16 protein-coding genes are annotated in these 15949 nt (G+C 38.7%); 4 read left to right on the top strand and 12 right to left on the bottom strand.

The window, feature by feature from the left end; genetic code table 11:
• Nucleotides 1-897 (bottom strand): ABC transporter ATP-binding protein, encoded by an 897-nt coding sequence (locus tag A5888_RS20295; RefSeq protein ID WP_086349263.1) that lies wholly within the window; start codon nucleotides 895-897, stop codon nucleotides 1-3.
• A gap of 178 nt (nucleotides 898-1075) precedes the next feature.
• On the opposite strand from A5888_RS20295, the gene A5888_RS20290 reads away from it, so the two are divergent.
• Complete coding sequence (locus tag A5888_RS20290; protein ID WP_086349262.1) at nucleotides 1076-1774, top strand: TIGR00266 family protein; 699 nt, start codon at nucleotides 1076-1078, stop codon at nucleotides 1772-1774.
• Between the two features lie 71 nt (nucleotides 1775-1845).
• Here the strand turns inward: A5888_RS20290 and A5888_RS20285 are convergent, their stop codons facing one another.
• Nucleotides 1846-2754, bottom strand: coding sequence for an LCP family protein (locus tag A5888_RS20285; protein ID WP_086349261.1), 909 nt, complete (start codon nucleotides 2752-2754; stop codon nucleotides 1846-1848).
• 430 nt (nucleotides 2755-3184) lie between these two features.
• Nucleotides 3185-3601 (bottom strand): hypothetical protein, encoded by a 417-nt coding sequence (locus A5888_RS20280; protein ID WP_086349260.1) that lies wholly within the window; start codon nucleotides 3599-3601, stop codon nucleotides 3185-3187.
• Nucleotides 3602-3987: 386 nt separating this feature from the next.
• Between A5888_RS20280 and A5888_RS20275 the strand changes: the two genes are divergently transcribed.
• Entirely contained in the window at nucleotides 3988-4458 is a 471-nt protein-coding gene (locus A5888_RS20275; protein WP_086349259.1) for a GNAT family N-acetyltransferase, read from the top strand.
• Nucleotides 4459-4609: 151 nt separating this feature from the next.
• On the opposite strand, the gene A5888_RS20270 is transcribed toward A5888_RS20275, so the two are convergent.
• The 3 genes from A5888_RS20270 to A5888_RS20260 all read right to left on the bottom strand — a co-directional run bounded on the left by A5888_RS20270 (nucleotide 4610) and on the right by A5888_RS20260 (nucleotide 8000).
• Nucleotides 4610-5599: a DUF975 family protein gene (locus A5888_RS20270; protein WP_086349258.1), complete on the bottom strand. Its 990-nt coding sequence runs from the start codon at nucleotides 5597-5599 to the stop codon at nucleotides 4610-4612.
• Between the two features lie 395 nt (nucleotides 5600-5994).
• Nucleotides 5995-6672, bottom strand: coding sequence for a hypothetical protein (locus A5888_RS20265; RefSeq protein ID WP_086349257.1), 678 nt, complete (start codon nucleotides 6670-6672; stop codon nucleotides 5995-5997).
• Between the two features lie 998 nt (nucleotides 6673-7670).
• Nucleotides 7671-8000, bottom strand: coding sequence for a nucleotide pyrophosphohydrolase (locus tag A5888_RS20260; RefSeq protein WP_086349256.1), 330 nt, complete (start codon nucleotides 7998-8000; stop codon nucleotides 7671-7673).
• A 227-nt stretch (nucleotides 8001-8227) separates the two neighbouring features.
• Between A5888_RS20260 and A5888_RS20255 the strand changes: the two genes are divergently transcribed.
• Nucleotides 8228-9211 (top strand): LPXTG cell wall anchor domain-containing protein, encoded by a 984-nt coding sequence (locus A5888_RS20255; protein WP_170924775.1) that lies wholly within the window; start codon nucleotides 8228-8230, stop codon nucleotides 9209-9211.
• Nucleotides 9212-9277: 66 nt separating this feature from the next.
• Here A5888_RS20255 and A5888_RS20250 read toward each other — a convergent pair whose 3' ends face one another.
• From A5888_RS20250 to A5888_RS20225, 6 genes are all read right to left on the bottom strand, one after another.
• Nucleotides 9278-9577, bottom strand: a complete 300-nt coding sequence (locus A5888_RS20250; protein ID WP_086349254.1) for a hypothetical protein — start codon at nucleotides 9575-9577, stop codon at nucleotides 9278-9280.
• A gap of 72 nt (nucleotides 9578-9649) precedes the next feature.
• The gene (locus A5888_RS20245; RefSeq protein ID WP_086349253.1) at nucleotides 9650-11152 is read right to left on the bottom strand and encodes a hypothetical protein; all 1503 of its coding nucleotides are present in this window, start codon (nucleotides 11150-11152) and stop codon (nucleotides 9650-9652) included.
• Nucleotides 11153-11165: 13 nt separating this feature from the next.
• A complete protein-coding gene (locus A5888_RS20240; RefSeq protein ID WP_086349252.1) occupies nucleotides 11166-11633 on the bottom strand; it encodes a GNAT family N-acetyltransferase in 468 nt (155 codons plus the stop codon).
• 5 nt (nucleotides 11634-11638) lie between these two features.
• Complete coding sequence (locus A5888_RS20235; protein WP_086349251.1) at nucleotides 11639-11887, bottom strand: hypothetical protein; 249 nt, start codon at nucleotides 11885-11887, stop codon at nucleotides 11639-11641.
• A gap of 59 nt (nucleotides 11888-11946) precedes the next feature.
• Complete coding sequence (locus tag A5888_RS20230) at nucleotides 11947-12543, bottom strand: DUF6630 family protein (RefSeq protein ID WP_086349250.1); 597 nt, start codon at nucleotides 12541-12543, stop codon at nucleotides 11947-11949.
• Between the two features lie 151 nt (nucleotides 12544-12694).
• Nucleotides 12695-13624 carry a helix-turn-helix transcriptional regulator gene (locus A5888_RS20225; protein WP_086349249.1) on the bottom strand — a complete coding sequence of 310 codons (930 nt, stop codon included), beginning with the start codon at nucleotides 13622-13624 and terminating at the stop codon, nucleotides 12695-12697.
• 80 nt (nucleotides 13625-13704) lie between these two features.
• On the opposite strand from A5888_RS20225, the gene A5888_RS20220 reads away from it, so the two are divergent.
• Nucleotides 13705-15936 (top strand): ATP-binding cassette domain-containing protein, encoded by a 2232-nt coding sequence (locus tag A5888_RS20220; RefSeq protein WP_212647202.1) that lies wholly within the window; start codon nucleotides 13705-13707, stop codon nucleotides 15934-15936.
• Nucleotides 15937-15949: the final 13 nt, after the last annotated feature.

The following is a 15949-nucleotide window of genomic DNA, read 5'->3' as shown; positions in this document are numbered from 1 at the left end:
TTAGCTCACACACTGCGTCCTACTGGCAAATAAATTGAAGTACATCGTTTCTAATGTGCCTTTTGCCATTCGCTGATCAAACACAGTCAATTCCTGTTCAGAACAGAAGGCTTTGAATGCCAACAACTGTTCAGATACAAAAGTTCCTCTAATTTTATAGGAAGAACAAATCTCATAAGGAACATCGATTCTATCTAAAAATTTCATAGCAAGCTCTTGTTCTGCAAGGACAAACTCATACTCGATTTCTTCTATTTTAATGTTTTCTTTTGAAACAAGCTGACCTTCATGTAAAAACAAAATCGTCTCTGTGACTTTTTCGATTTCATCTAAATTATGAGACGAAAGAATAATCGTTACGCCCTGGCTATGCAGCCTCTTCAAAATCGTTCGAACTTGTTCAATACTAAAAGGATCGAGTCCGTTTAACGGCTCATCCATTAATAGAAGCTTTGGATCATTCATCAAAGCAATTCCCAAAAGTAGATGCTGCTTCATCCCCAATGAATAATTTTTGACTTTTTTACTCATATACTGAGTCATCCCCAGCTCTTCAACAAGTGCGAGCATGTCTTCTTTTGTCTTCTTATGCTCTCTGCGAATAAACTCCATATGATCCCAGCCTGTCAGATGCTGGTATAAAATAGATGGGTCCTGCAAGTAGGACATGTCATAAAATATGTGATAATCTACATTCCGCCTGCCTAAAATAGTTATTTCTCCTGCATTCGGTTCTTCTATATCTGCAATCAAATTCAGCAGCGTTGTTTTCCCAGACCCATTTGGCGCAACCAACGCAATAATTTCCGGTTTATCAATAATAAGATCGATATCTTTCAAAACCTGTTGATGACCAAAGCTCTTAGAGATACCTTCCATTCTTAGAATTTCCTTCATTTCTTCCCACTCCCCATATCTTCATCCGTTTTTCAACTTTCCATATTCAGTCTATCTTTAATCTATAGAAGAACTGTGAAGTTTGAATCTTAAAATTCGAATTTTCTTTGAATTATCTGAGAACAAAGTTATAATTAAACTAGTCTCTATTTACATTACATTAATAAGGGGGAGAAAAATGAATTTTACAATGACAGAAAACACACTGTTTCCTTTAGTTGAGGTTTCACTAAGAAACAGAGAAATGATTCAATTAGAACGAGGTGCGATGGTCTACCATAATGGTCAGATCAATCTTGAAGGAAAAATGAACAGCAACGGTCAATCTGGTCTTGGTGGTGCGATTCGTGCATTAGGACGTTCTATGACTAGTGGAGAAAGCTTCTTCATTACTCAAGCAACAGGATTAAGCGATAATGCAGTCATCGCTTTAGCTCCGGGAACACCTGGCGCAATCAAAGAATTGGAAGTTGGGATGGAGCATTGGCGTTTGAATGACGGGGCATTTCTAGCATGTGATGCAACAGTTTCTTATGAAATGAAACGTCAAAAGGTAAGCACCTCTCTATTTGGCGGAACAGGCGGCTTCTTCGTAATGGAGACTGCCGGAAAAGGGACATTATTGGTGAATGCTTATGGGGACATCGTTGAGCTTCAACTAGATGGAAACCAACCATTTATCATCGATAACCAGCACGTTGTCGCTTGGACAGAATCACTGGACTACAATATCAAAGTAGCTTCCGGTATGTTCGGCTTCACTACTGGTGAAGGATTAGTCAACGAATTCCACGGAAGAGGAACTGTTCTAATTCAAACAAGAAATGTCGAAGCTTTAGCAGGTATGGTTGCACCATTCATCGCTACTGGAAAATAATAGATAAGTAAAAGGACGCTGCGACAAAATTTTCGCAACGTCCTTTTTCTAAAAAAAATTCTTACTCTGATTCAAAAAAATTCTTTGATGGCTTGTGCATTTGTTGCTTCATCGATTTCGATGACACTTCCTGCAGAAGTATTATCGTTAAAGTCCCAGCTGCCTTCCACTGGAACAGACAATGTTTCAAGTGGTTTGACACTTCCCATAAGAAAATCTTTTGCTAAATCAATAATTAAATCTGTTGGCATGTTGGTATCCAGTTTTCCAACGGCTTCTCCTGCAACCTTTGGAAGCTTCAAAATAGGAATCAGGTTCGCAGATTGGTCAGTCAGTGCGTTCATCACCTGTTGTTGTCTCCGAACACGACCAAAGTCTCCTTCTTCATCCATTCTGAATCGCGCATATTGTAACAGAGTATTGCCGTCCATCTTTTGCTCTCCTTGATAAATATCAACACCATCCAGATTAATATCTTTCTCAGCGTCGATCTTTACCCCATCCGAATAAAGCTCATCGATCAGTTCACTAAACTGACTAAAGTCAATAATCGCATAGTAATTGATGGGTAAATCAAAGCTTTCGTTCAATACTTGTTTCGTAAGCTTGGCACCACCGTATGCATAGGCTGAATTTATTTTTCCAACCCCATAACCGGGAATATTTACAAAGCTATCACGCATAATTGAAATCAGCTTTGGTTGCTTTGTTTTGCCGTCATAATGGGCAACCATCAAGGTATCCGATCGTCCCCCATCTCCATCATCATCTCTGGTATCTGTTCCAATCAGCAGAACGTTGACTTCTTGTTCACTGGTTTGATCGTCTCCACTGAAGTCCTTATTTTTCGTCACAATTGCTTTTGCTTCCACATTCTCCTTTGCACTAAAAAACGTCAGTGCCGCATAACACCCTAAAGCATCCAGTACAAAGATAATAGAAAGTAGAACAATAATTCCTGTTTTAGCTGTTTTTTTCATCGGTTTGGTTATGTCCTTTCATCAAGCATTGCTCATTTAATTACAAGTTGCTCATAAGAGCACTCCCTATGATTTGCTTATGTCTTTTCCAAGCTCATCCGGACACACATTAGCTTCTTATTACAAAACCCATTTACATTCATAATAAGAAATCTGCATCACATTCTTTTCTATAAGAACAAATAATTCATATTTACTATACCTATATCAAAAAATGAAGTCAACTAAAGATATGTTAAGATTTTTTTTAGATTATTATTTACTTTTGTGAAAATTTCCGATTGATTAACCAAAAAAACACCTTGATTTACTAAATGTTAACCAGAATACATATCTAGAAAAAGATAAACGTTCAAATATTTCGATTAATTATTTGTCTATTCATTCACTATCTGTTTTTTATCTGCTGAATAGAAGCAGCCATTGGTTTTTATTCACTTTTTGACTTTGGGCTCACAACTACCGGACCTTTTCGCATATTCTGAAAAATGATCAGCGAGCTACCCAAAAGGAACAATAGGAGCACCCAGCCAAACCAGCTTTGAAAAAGATTTTGGATGACATAGACGATTATAAGTATACTCGCCACAAAAAAAAGTCCCGAGAAAAATTTTCTGATACCACCACTCTCTGACATAAGTGCAACCAATCCTGAAACAGCGCCAGCAACTGTCATATATGTTGCTAAATAGATAAATTGAAACCCGTCTGTCGTCCCTTCTGCTAATGAATAAGCAAAGGACATCGGGTAATAAAGCATCGCATTGATCAAAATTTCTATAACCAAATAAATGATTACCTGAGGCTGCTTAAATTTATTTTTTAATTTCTCTGCATTTGCTTTCATTCACTCATCTCCCAAAATTAATTATTGCACTAGCCATTTGCTTTCTGTCTGAAAGCCATGATCATGTGTCTACGTAACCCAATTATACATTCAGCTTCCACGATTCACACACCATTAATGGGTATCTCTTCTTTCGCTCAAAGACATGACAACATTATAGCACTTAACCTAGAACGTGTCTGAAAAAATCAGTCTCTGCCTAATTTTCAACTCTGACCTTAATGAACAGTCCCTTTGGAAAAAAACTGTTTTTCCATTCCCACTGCGTTATACTGATTACTATAGATAGTATACTCAAAAAAACGGGATTGAGCTCGTTGTCGAAAAGGCCAGCCCTCTACACATTGAGCTGGCTTATGTATTCATTCTAAAAAGGAGAAATTTCTATGAAAACAATTATTCGAACAATGTCACAACAATCAGCCGTTACGATTGCTGATCACTGGAAATACGAAGAGCCTTATTCCTTTTACGATGCCACTGCTGATGAAGAAGATTATCAGGAGTTGATTGATCCGGAAAAAAGAAACAACCAATATTACGAAGTATGGAAAAACAAAGAGTTGTACGGCTACTTTGTCATTATCCTTGACACACCTGACACCGCTGAGATCGGTTTGGGGCTTAGACCTGATTTGACAGGCAAAGGCTTGGGGCAATCATTTATTCTTGAAATCCTGCAGTTTCTAACTACTACATTTCCTGCGGTAACCGAGGTGGAGCTGTCCGTTGCTGCTTTCAATAAACGAGCTATCAAAGCCTATCAAGCAGTCGGCTTCAAAGAAAGTCATTCATTTCTTCAACAAACAAATGGTGGCACCTATGAGTTTATTAAAATGACCAAATCCGTGGACTAGCACTTTGAGTAATCAAAAAAGGACCTCAGACGGGTCCTTTTTTGGTAGTGATAGAGTGGGATGATGACATTAATGTGCCATAGCCCTTTAAAACCGGATAAAAGGTGTGACAGAAGCAGCTTCTGTCACACCCTCTACTCAGAAAAATTCATTAGAAATCTGTGAAGCCATCTTCTAACTCATTGCTGAACAGATGATGTTTCTCTTTGATGATTTCATCGAAAAATAATGTCTCTGATACACTATAGTAAGGAATCACATGAAACAATGCGATACCTCCACTGAAAAACGAAGCAAAGTACCAAAGAATAAAGGACAAAGTAAACATCAAATACTCCATTTTATAGCCCTTCATCAGCTCTGTGCTCAAAGCAATGGCTTGTTTAGGCGTTAGGGCTTCATCTTTTCTCATCAAGTAATTGGTCATACTATAGGAAATCTGCTTGACAATCCCCGGCACCCAAAATAGCAAGGTCCACAGGAATGTATAAAGTACTACTAAGAAATTGGCTGTTGCCGCTCGTCTACCGTTTTCTTTAAAGAATTTTGTGAACGTCAATCTCAAACTGAAAGGTCTTCCTTCTACATTATCGACTGCTGCCCAACGAATCATTCCCTGATACAAAATTGTCGCTGCCATGATTACTAACATGAATAAAAACCAGAAGAAGCTAAATGTTCTCGTTCTAACTCTATAGTAGCCATAATCGTAGCTGCTCATTCTTGTTGTATTATTAATCAAAGATACCGTTTCAGTCTTTGTATTTAATGAATGGTTCAAATTATGTCCTTCATCAGCAGGCTTTTGGTTATCAAAATAGCCGCCTTCATCTTCATAATCATAATACCCATCGTCGTACCCATCATCATAGCCATCGTCATAGCCGTCATTGTAGCCTTCCATATAATCATCATTATAGTAATTGCCATCTGAATCCGTATCATCCTGCCAAGAACGATAAATCTCACTGTCGTCCTCATAATTGTAGCTGTCATAAGTGCTTGTTGCTCCGATCCCTACAAAAATGATAAAAGAGTAAATCGCCATAATAATGAATGGAATCATGATCAAGGTACTCCAATGCCCATAGTTCCTATGCAGCAGTTGCTGCGCCTTTTTTTTGATTTCGCTTCTCGTCATCCCATTTTCTCCTTTTATCAAGTCATTCTTCATTTCAGCAAACTACATCTTATACTCCCCTTTTTCGTATCTTTTAAGGAAGCTCCTCCCTCATCCAACAGCAACTCAAAAAAGAGTCTGTGAAAAAGAAATTCAGTGAGTTTTGTATCCCTGAATCATAAGCATATATCATTTACTATATCGAATATCCACACATTTCACAATAGATAACTCTGAATTTATACTTTTCTACCCTTAGCCAAAAACCTTAAAAGAACTTCGGCAGGCAAAGCAGAATCAAAAACTTTCTTTTTTATGATAGATGCGAAAAAGGCTGAATGATCCCTTTTTTAGGAGCTTTCTTAGAAATAGTCAAGCATGGATTATCTTGAAGGGTTCACACCCACCGTTCCTGTCTAGTGTTCAAATGGATCAAGCAAGTATTTTTTTGACTGATGCTTCTCCAACCACTTTTGTTCTGCCTCTTTGAGCTGCGTGACCCATTCAAATTCTTCTGGTTCAGGTTCTGTAAATACGGCCGTCGTTTTATCCCAACAACCATTCGCTAGCTCATAGCCTTGATTGATCCATTTATTCAAGCAGGCGATTTCTTCAATAATTGCAGAGGAGGAATCTATGACGCGTTCATACTGGGCTAGCTCATGCTTCAACTCACGTTTTATTGAGCCGTATAATCCCAAAAGGGTTGTACACTTGCTGATTTGAAAGGCTTTATTTAATGGATCAAGCTCTGAAACTGCCAGCTCCTTCAGCTTACCTTGAACCTCCAAAATCAACTGATCCCATTGAATGATTTGATCCTCCAAATCACTTGTACTGATCTCACTTCGATGTGCTGCTAATACATACTCCTCTGAAAATTTTACATTTGCTTCCCCAATCATGTCTCCCAATAGCGCTGCTCCTCTAATCAGCGGAACCAATACCTTGTCATGGTATTCTTTTGTTGAATGACTGCGCTCCGAATGTTCCTCAACATCAAGGAGTAATAACGAAAGATTATGTTGTAGCTGTTCACAGGTTTCTTGATGATTTTTGCGTAGTAGATCAATTCTGTTTGCTTCTTCTTTCATCTTAGTCAGTTCCCTTTCTACTATTCTTGGTGCTATGAAAAATTGTCATTTGTTCTTATGTATTTCTTCATTTAAAAACGCTGTTGTTCCGTTAATCAATTCTTTTTATTAAGGCATAACTTCAGAAAATTTTATTTTTGTATATCAAGTAATTCTAACATAAATAGAATTAGACTAATTATCATTTTTTTGAATTCTTTTGAAGAATAATGAGAAAATACTGATTTTTCTGATTATAAAGGAATAATCAAATCAATCTATCCAAGGTCACTGGAACATCTCCCTCTATTTTAAGTTGTTTTGCTTCAAAAAAAGATATGAAAATAAATGATATTTTTGATATAACTATTATTTTAAGATTACCAACTCATTAATACGTTGGCAAAAAATTAGCTACTTCAGCTGAAATCTGTGTTATTTTCCACAAAAACGCTATTCTTTTCTCACTTTTTGTCTTGCCTTTTGTTTTTGTTCGTATATACTTGTAATAGTAGGATAGAAAAAAATAATTATCAAATATATTTGGTTCTTTCTGTTTCGGCGCCAACCGAGCAAAAAGAATGTTGAGACAACCACAATTGCCCAACTTTATTGCCAATAGTACCAATTCCCAATGTTTTTTTGCATACTCCAGCACAGAAAATTCATTTCTTCCGCTAGGAATTCTTTTCTGTGCGCCAATCCGGCAAAAGAGTATTGATTTTGGTATACGCTATTGCGACGATATCGGGCAGCTGCCGATATCGTTTTTTTCTATCCTACATTTTTACGATAAACAAAAAAAAGGCACCTCACAAATCGGCGCCAACCAATCTGCGAGGCCCTGTAAAAAAACCACAATTTTTTTACAGGTTTACCCAAATACCAGTACAATAGCACCAGTACGTTTATTGTACCCAATTTTATAAGTAATTTCCAGTTAATATGCGAATATTTACATCATTTAGAACATAAACATTCACAAATAGAAAATTAATCGTTTTTTATTGTTTTAAAATTTAAAATTCTGTGTATTTTTCTCTACTCCCCTTACTTTTTTCCACTGGATACTTTAATGCATTCAATGTCATTTTGCTTTCAATGATTTCATGAACATCCAAGTTCAAATCAGAAGCCAACATTAAACTATATATCAGAACATCTGCAAGCTCTTGCCGAATGTTTTCCTCATTTTCTTTTACAGCTTCTTCATCTGTCAACCACTGAAAATTTTCAAGCAGTTCTGATGCCTCAAGACAAATTGAGATTGCCAAATCCTTTGGATGATGGTATTGTCTCCACTCCCTTTCATCTCTAAAATGATTGATTTTATCGATCAGCTCTTTCATTGTTTCCCTCCATCTAACTTACGATTTCTCGTCAATTACGCTTTATTTTTCATTTTCCATTTTACGCTATTTTCTTTCGTTTGTCTGTGAACACTGTTTTCATAACTATTCCTCATATTTAGAATGGAAATAAGCTATAAATAAATAATTCAAAAATGACTTTTACATGTCTTTTTCATATCTTTTATGTTACAATAACGTTGCAACGATACTATAGGAGGGATATTATGAAAAAAATTGGTTTGGTTGGTTTATTAATGATTGGTTCTTTTTCCTTTGGATTTTCAGCTTTCGCAGAAACAGATTCTCAAGAAGCGGAAGGTAGTTTTTCTAGTACAGAAGTCACCACCCCACGTTCGGAGGAATCCGTTAAAGAGGCTGAGACTACTACCCCATCCATTGAAGAAAGCGGACCAGCTATCATTGAGTCAAGCGAAGCTACTGTACCATCAACGGAAGCAAAGACAGATACTACCGCTTCATCAGAAGAGAACATCGTCACTGAATTAAAGCACACAGCTAGTCCAGCTGCTTCGTACACCAAGGGCGCTACACCTAAAGCAGAAGATTTTAAAGCTGTCCTTGAGCAAGTATTGAAATTAAGGTTTCACACCTTAGCATTCCAAGAAGGAAGCGATCAGACGACAGCAACACTTGATTTGCATACAACAAAACTACTCGCAACAGATACTAATGGTACAAGTTATGTCATCACTTGTACGTATATTGTGAAAAGTGATAGTCCAACATTGAATGCTCCAACAATTAATTATGATGCACAGACAAATATGCTTACAGGCATCACGTTCCCATATGCCAGTGTTTACTTCTATGAAGTTGGCTTAGAAACAAAGGAGCCACTTCAAGTTGTCCATGCTGACGCTAATGGAAACTTCTCTATATCAGGTAGTAATTTTGAAACCGGACGATTGATGTCCGTCATCGTTTATACAGTTGGTGGCGTCGAATTTAGCGAACCCGTTCTCTTTAAAATTCCTTTAGCAACTGGCGCTTCATCTGAAAGCAGCCCTTCTGATTCTGCTGAAACGGCCGCTACAACTACTACAGAGCAAGAAACCACAACTAAAAAGAAAAGCTTTCCAGCAACAGGAGAAAGTGATCAGAATAGTTTGATATACAGTGGATTCCTTTCATTAATAAGTGCATGTTCCCTTATTTTACTGAGTAAAAAACACAATCATTCGTCTTAAAAAACTAGATAAAAAACCGAAACAACTACCAACTCAACGGTTTTTGCTTCGGTTTTTTTATATTCCCTATGGCGTGATCCGCTCAAACTCCGGCACATAGCGAGTCATTTTCTCTGCTCCATTCGGATCATCAAAATAGGCAATTTTTCCGTCTGGTATTGTTTCCGGTATTGTTAATCGACTAATATGAATCCCTTTTTTACAGCTCATACACCAAAACAAACCATAGCCCACCCTTGTTTTTCGATCGCCACAGTAACAATAGTCCACTGATGCACAGCTACACGAAGGACAGAAAGTATCCACTTCTATAGTGTCCGGAATATGTGCCGCAATGTGAAGCCAGTCTTGAAAATTTTTCTTCATACAGTTCCCTTTCTATAATCAACTATTGGTAACTATCTTCTCTTTAGAATCTTTGGTTCCCTCTTTACTTTCCTATTTTTCATTATTATCAAATATAAATAGTTGAACCTGTTCTTCGCCTTCTTTTAACAGCGCCTGTTCCTCCTCCGTAAAGGCAATAAAAAACCGCCGATTCCACTCATACTCCCATAGAATAATTCGTCTTTTGATTTCTGTTTGTACAGTGTCATTTATGCTATCCGGATACAAGTCAAACAAATGAAATAGGTACTCCTTCCTTGTACCATGGATAAGAACATTGAGGATACTCAGCTGCTCCTTCTCTTCCTTACTTTTTTTAAAGCGCTCGAACAACGTTTGCTTTAATTGAACGTGGAAATAAGGAAATAATTCTCCCAATTGTATTTCTGCTTTTTTTCGTACGTCTCTGGATATATCGCCAAGAGCAACTATGTAATAGTCCAGTCTCTCTTCTTTTGGTAGACAGCTCAGCCAAGTTAAAACGGCAACTCGGATTTTTTTCCTAAGGTCATTTTTTCGTGCGCACATTCGCTCACTGTCTCTACTGTCTTGAAGCATGGCCAGTCCCTGAATTGAAGTGACCTCATGACTAGAAACATGTTCAAGATAGTATGAACGAATAACAACATCCGGAAAATGGTTACTCACATAATCTCTTGCCAGATAGCGGATACTCATAGCTGAATCAAGTAATAAAGGAATCATCGCTGCTTCTCTTTTCAAATGATTGTAACACCAGCTACTAGCAAGCTTCCGAATGACAGTTTGCGGATGTGACAGCAGACTCTTAATCTGCTCTTCTTTATCTTCTGCAGTTTGTACTAGCTCCCTAAAGGTTCTTGCTAATGTAACCCTATCTGATTTCTCTAACCCGTGCAGAATACTTTCAGCTATGATTCTACTATCTGGTAGAAAGCTCAATTCAAAGGCATAACGATAAATAAATGGATCGTCTGACTGCTGTGCCTCCAGTAAAATATCAGGTCTTTCCAGCAATAGGTGAATAAAATATTTCTGTACGGCTCGGCTTTCCACATGGCCCAAACCGCCTAGTCGCTGAATAAAGGGTAAGCTGAAAATCAGCTCCTTTTTACTGAACTGATTCTCATTCATCAGTAGATAGATCGCTTTCTGTCGGAGCACAGGAACATTGTCATTCACAGTCAAAAGGAGAAAAACAAGCTTGAATTTCGTTGATACCTTTTCTAACTTGATCCATGCAAGCTCTCTAATATGACCATTGGGATGAGCAGTCAGCCAAAGCCAAAACACGGCTGGCTTTTTCCTTAAACTGAAAGCCAGCTTTCTCTGGCTCCATTCCCCCCATCCCCATTTATCCTTGTAGTAGGAAAAGACTCGGAGTTCCTTGACCGTATCCAACAACGCCTTAGGAGTCAGACCCTCCAAGCAATTTTCCAACACTTGAAACAGTTGGTCCCTTTCAGACTTATGGTTTCTAATTATATAAAAACATTTCTTGATCAGTTCCGCCTGCGACTCAGAAGTCATTTGTTGCGTAAAATGCTCCATTACTGATACCCTTTTTTCTTCCATTCGTTTCTCCCCTTTAGTTGAGCCTGAACACCGCAACTTGATACTCGTCTTCATCAACTACAGCTATCTGTTCTGCCTCGTTCAAATAGTAATCGATCAACCGTGTATTCCCTGCCCAGCAATCAAAATAAACTGCCTGTTTTTGCTCACGTCCCAACTTACGTGCATAATCAAATAGTCGTTTACTCATTCGTTGCCCTTGAAAAGCTGGATGTATGACCAGTTTTTCTATATAGAGTGATTCCATATCCTCTGACTCTTCATCAACCCTTTCTATACCAGTGATCATCATTGCTCCAACAAGCTGCTGATCTTTCAACAAAACAACAACAGTTGAAAGCATTTCTTCAATGACTGATCGTCGCCATGGATAATACCATTGATGAATCCCCTTTTCCATCAATTTTTGCGTAGCGACATTATACATAGAAACAAGCGCATCAACATCCTCAGACATTGCATTTCTGACGAAAAATCCCATGCGTCTCACACCCTCCCTTGGTCAAAGACCATATACGTATCCATATCCACCAGCAAATCTGCTTCTTGATTTGAGTGGCTTACGGGTAGCTGCTGGTAATCATACATGAAAATAAAACGATCAACCAATTTCTTGGTTGTCAATTTAGGATACTGAACAGTTAAATGATGAATCCACCTCGCCAATTGTTCTTTGGAACACTTTTTTCCATAGACAAGAAGTTCCAGCTGATACCCTTCAAATTCAATGACCATGCTATCCGCTCCTCTTCAGCATTTCTATACATCAAATCATAGTTTCTTACATTAAGCAGTTAATACCATTCTATTTTTCCACCTACCACCGCTGCAGCATCTTTAACCGCATTCACTTTATCCACCGGCACCACTGTTAGTTGGTAGGAGTCTGAATCGATATCTATGTTTAGTAATGCAAGGCCTTGCGGCAAGGCTGCTTTCAGCTGTTCAAAAAATTCCGGCGCCATCTCTTCCTGATTCGTGATTTTGCTATGATCCAATGTCTCCCCATACTTTTCCACGATTTGTTCCAGAAAATAAACAAAATCCTCTGCCGCTGATTTCCAGTCGTTTAATGTCACATAGCCCTCATCGTACAACACATAGTTGAATAAATCCCAAGTAGGATAGCTCTCGACCTCCTCGACAGTCGTTTCAATGGAATACCATTCAGCAAACATCGCTTTGTATTGCTCAAGAAACTTTGTTGAATCCTCCAAAGCATAGACCATTCCTTGTGCCGCCCGATTATTGTCCTGGCTGAGCAACCGGACAAGTGTCAAATAGCTTTCTTTGATTTCTTCAGGGTTTTGGTTGTTTTCTACCTTTTCAATAATTGGTACCGGTTCGCTTACTTGCTTTGTTTTACCAAATATTTTTTGTAAGAAATTCATGTATCTTCCTCCTTTTCCTCACTCACTCTTCAGAGTTCCTATGTTCTATTATTACCCAAAATAATTATTTTTTTGCAGTCTCTCTATCTATTTTATCCCAGCAGACAACAGTCTTGAAGGAAAATTGTACTTTATTCATCCGTTTTATTTTTCATTGATACAAAGCTTCTATTTCTTGTACCCTTTGCCTTAAATGATCGACCAGCTCTGGTGGTTCGATCACTTTTGCTTCTTTTCCTAAAAGCAACAGATAGGTGGTTGTGTAAGGAATATCTCTATGAGCGACCATAAGCTCCAATACTCCGCCATGCTCTTTAGGAATAATCCCCTTATATAAATATCTATTTTCCATACATTGTCGGACCCCTTTTTCTGTCAGCTCCACCTTCATTTTTATTGGTTTTTTTGGAATAAACTCCTTGTCCAGTTCAGCCAAGGTTAGCTCAGTTTTACTCGGCTCTTCCAAAATCGTCACTCGTTGGATACGGTCCGCTCGGTAATGCCGCGTCTCCTCTTGTTCAGCATCGAAGGCAAATAGATACCAAAATCCATTATTTGCATAGATACCGATCGGCTCCAACTGTTTGATTGATTGGCGCTTCGGTGAGTGATAATCGATCTCTACTTTCAAATGATCCATGGATGCGCGCATCAGCTCACTCAAAAAAGAGTTCTCTACAACTTGCCTTGGTGTAGACAGCTGGAAATGATCCTCCAAATGCAGCAGCTTCTCTTGCATTTTTTGTGGAACGACAGCTAACAATTTTTCTCCCGCAGTGATTGTATTCATCTGAAAAGGAAAGTCTTCGAAATTTTGTAATGATTGGATAGCAAAATATAATGCCGTAATTTCATCTTCTGTAAATAAGACCGGCGGCAGAACCTGATTAGCAAGTACCGTAAAACCGCCATTTCGTCCCTTCTTACTATCCACATAAAGCCCTAAATCTGCAAGATCTGTGATATAGCGGTAGACACTGCGAATCGACAAGTGAAAACGGTCAGCCAACTCTTGTGCGGTAAACTCTTTTTTATTTTGAATATACCACATCATTTCATAGAGTACCTGTTCTTTTTTCATGAATGTGCCTCTTTTTCTTTTTATATGACAATTATTGTCATATTTATTTTATATACTACTAGAGTAAAGGAGGAATGACTATGAGTCAAATAAAAATCAAAGGGGCAAGAACCGGAAATCTAAAAAATATTGATGTAACAATTGAGAAGCATCGGATCAATGTGTTTGTTGGTGTCTCCGGCTCTGGAAAATCGTCATTGGTCTTCCATACGATTGCCGCTGAAGCACAGCGCCAGATGAACGAAACCTATCCCAGCTATGTGAGAAATCGGATGCCTCATCTAATGATTCCTGAAGTTGATCAGATAGAGAATCTTTCTCCTGCCGTCATTGTCAATCAAAAACCACTCGGTGATAATCGTCGATCGACTGTTGGTACAGCTACAGATATCAATCCGACCTTGCGTCTATTGTTTTCACGTTTTGGTCAACCGTTTGTCGGTTACTCTGACGTTTTTTCTTTCAATAATCCAGCTGGGATGTGCCCTACTTGTGAAGGATTAGGAACAGTGTCAACATTCATCATTGATGAATTACTTGATAAGGAACGATCGTTGAATGAAGGAGCTATTCGTTTCGAGACCTTCGAGCCGGAAACCTATCGCTGGAAACGATATGTCGACTCTGGATTGTTTGATAATGATAAAAAGATCAAGGATTTTACAGAAGAAGAACTAGAGCTGTTGCTTTATTCACCAGAGCTAAAACCGCCTCATCCACTTGAGGGCTGGTACAAGTCATCGGTGTACGAGGGCGTGATCCCTCGTATCAAAAAGACGTTTCTTCAAAGCTCTTCGCAGTTGGCAAAAAAATATCAGCCGGAAATCCAACGTGTCACCCAACAAAATGGCTGCCCTGATTGTCACGGATTTCGCCTGAATGCAAAAACACTTTCCTGTAAAATCAATGGAAAGCATATTGGTGAGTGTCTAGATATGCAGTTGGATGAGTTAGCTATTTTTTTGAAACAGCTTGAACCAAAAGAAACACGACAAGTGACTGAAAAAGTTATTCAACAGCTAACCTATTTTTGTCAGGTTGGGCTGGATTATCTCAGTCTCTCTCGGGAAACCGGCACGCTTTCAGGCGGTGAATCTCAACGAATCAAGCTGATTCGTTCGATTGGCAGTAGTCTGTCAGATATGCTCTATATTCTGGATGAACCAAGTACAGGTCTCCACCCACAAGATATGCAGGCGATCGGTCGTCTCATTCAAGCCATCAAAAAAAATGGCAACACGCTTCTCTTGATTGACCACGATCCAGCAATCATTCAACTTGCAGATACAGTGTATGAGCTAGGACCCGGTGCAGGTCGTCATGGCGGTCAACTTCTCAGTAGTGGCACCTACGCGGATTGGGAGGCACGACAGAGGCTCGTCCCACCGTTGCATAGGAAAAAGAGAGGCGCTACGAATCAATTTTTCACGGCTGAAAATATCTCAAAGAACAATGTGCAGGATGTGACTATCAAGCTCCCACTTCATCGCTTATTAGCAATTACAGGAGTTGCCGGTTCGGGAAAAAGTTCTTTTGCTGAAGGGCTACGCCAAAAATACACAGATGAAGTTTTTTATGTTAATCAAAAACGGATACGTACCAGCAATCGTTCGACGATTGCTTCTTATGTAGGAGTACTAGATGATATTCGGAAAATCTTCGGAAAAATCAATCATGTTCCTGTCGGCTATTTCAGCTTCAATGGAAAAGGTGCTTGTCCCGCTTGCCGCGGAAAGGGCTATATCGAAACAGAGCTTGCTTTCTTAGAAGCTGTTCGTTCTGATTGTGAACTATGTCATGGAAAAAAATTCAAGCAGGAGTCGTTGATGTATCTATATCATGAAAAAAATATCGCTGAAGTACTTGAGTTATCTGTTTCAGAGAGCGTCTCCTTTTTCAATGAAGAAAAGCGAATCACCGACAAGCTGCACTGGTTGAATGAAATCGGCTTGGGGTATTTGACTCTAGGACAAACATTAGATACCTTGTCTGGTGGTGAGTTGCAGCGACTAAAGCTGGCATGTAATCTTGATTGTCATGAGAAAATAATTATTTTGGATGAGCCGACAAGCGGTTTAAGTATAAAAGATACCCAAGCACTTTTAAGTGTTTTTGAGGAACTGCTGAACAAGAACAATACACTTTATGTGATCGAACATAATACTGCTCTGATCAAGGAAGCAGACTGGATGATCGAATTTGGACCAGGTTCTGGAAAAAAAGGAGGAACCATTCTATTCGAGGGACCGCCTGAGGATGCCGTAAATCACTCCGCATCGATAACAGGACAATTTTTAGGGGACTACAAATAGAAAAATGAGCGAT

It is taken from the genome of Enterococcus sp. 9E7_DIV0242 (genome assembly GCF_002140975.2).
Lineage (GTDB): Bacteria > Bacillota > Bacilli > Lactobacillales > Enterococcaceae > Enterococcus_L > Enterococcus_L clewellii.
This window is presented reverse-complemented; position numbering and strand designations above follow the sequence as displayed.

Coding starts and splice junctions, on each gene's coding strand:
- A5888_RS20295 (WP_086349263.1), bottom strand. CDS start 897: ATGAAGGAAATTCTAAGAATGGAAGGTATCTCTAAGAGCTTTGGTCAT.
- A5888_RS20290 (WP_086349262.1), top strand. CDS start 1,076: ATGAATTTTACAATGACAGAAAACACACTGTTTCCTTTAGTTGAGGTT.
- A5888_RS20285 (WP_086349261.1), bottom strand. CDS start 2,754: ATGAAAAAAACAGCTAAAACAGGAATTATTGTTCTACTTTCTATTATC.
- A5888_RS20280 (WP_086349260.1), bottom strand. CDS start 3,601: ATGAAAGCAAATGCAGAGAAATTAAAAAATAAATTTAAGCAGCCTCAG.
- A5888_RS20275 (WP_086349259.1), top strand. CDS start 3,988: ATGAAAACAATTATTCGAACAATGTCACAACAATCAGCCGTTACGATT.
- A5888_RS20270 (WP_086349258.1), bottom strand. CDS start 5,599: ATGACGAGAAGCGAAATCAAAAAAAAGGCGCAGCAACTGCTGCATAGG.
- A5888_RS20265 (WP_086349257.1), bottom strand. CDS start 6,672: ATGAAAGAAGAAGCAAACAGAATTGATCTACTACGCAAAAATCATCAA.
- A5888_RS20260 (WP_086349256.1), bottom strand. CDS start 8,000: ATGAAAGAGCTGATCGATAAAATCAATCATTTTAGAGATGAAAGGGAG.
- A5888_RS20255 (WP_170924775.1), top strand. CDS start 8,228: ATGAAAAAAATTGGTTTGGTTGGTTTATTAATGATTGGTTCTTTTTCC.
- A5888_RS20250 (WP_086349254.1), bottom strand. CDS start 9,577: ATGAAGAAAAATTTTCAAGACTGGCTTCACATTGCGGCACATATTCCG.
- A5888_RS20245 (WP_086349253.1), bottom strand. CDS start 11,152: ATGGAAGAAAAAAGGGTATCAGTAATGGAGCATTTTACGCAACAAATG.
- A5888_RS20240 (WP_086349252.1), bottom strand. CDS start 11,633: ATGGGATTTTTCGTCAGAAATGCAATGTCTGAGGATGTTGATGCGCTT.
- A5888_RS20235 (WP_086349251.1), bottom strand. CDS start 11,887: ATGGTCATTGAATTTGAAGGGTATCAGCTGGAACTTCTTGTCTATGGA.
- A5888_RS20230 (WP_086349250.1), bottom strand. CDS start 12,543: ATGAATTTCTTACAAAAAATATTTGGTAAAACAAAGCAAGTAAGCGAA.
- A5888_RS20225 (WP_086349249.1), bottom strand. CDS start 13,624: ATGAAAAAAGAACAGGTACTCTATGAAATGATGTGGTATATTCAAAAT.
- A5888_RS20220 (WP_212647202.1), top strand. CDS start 13,705: ATGAGTCAAATAAAAATCAAAGGGGCAAGAACCGGAAATCTAAAAAAT.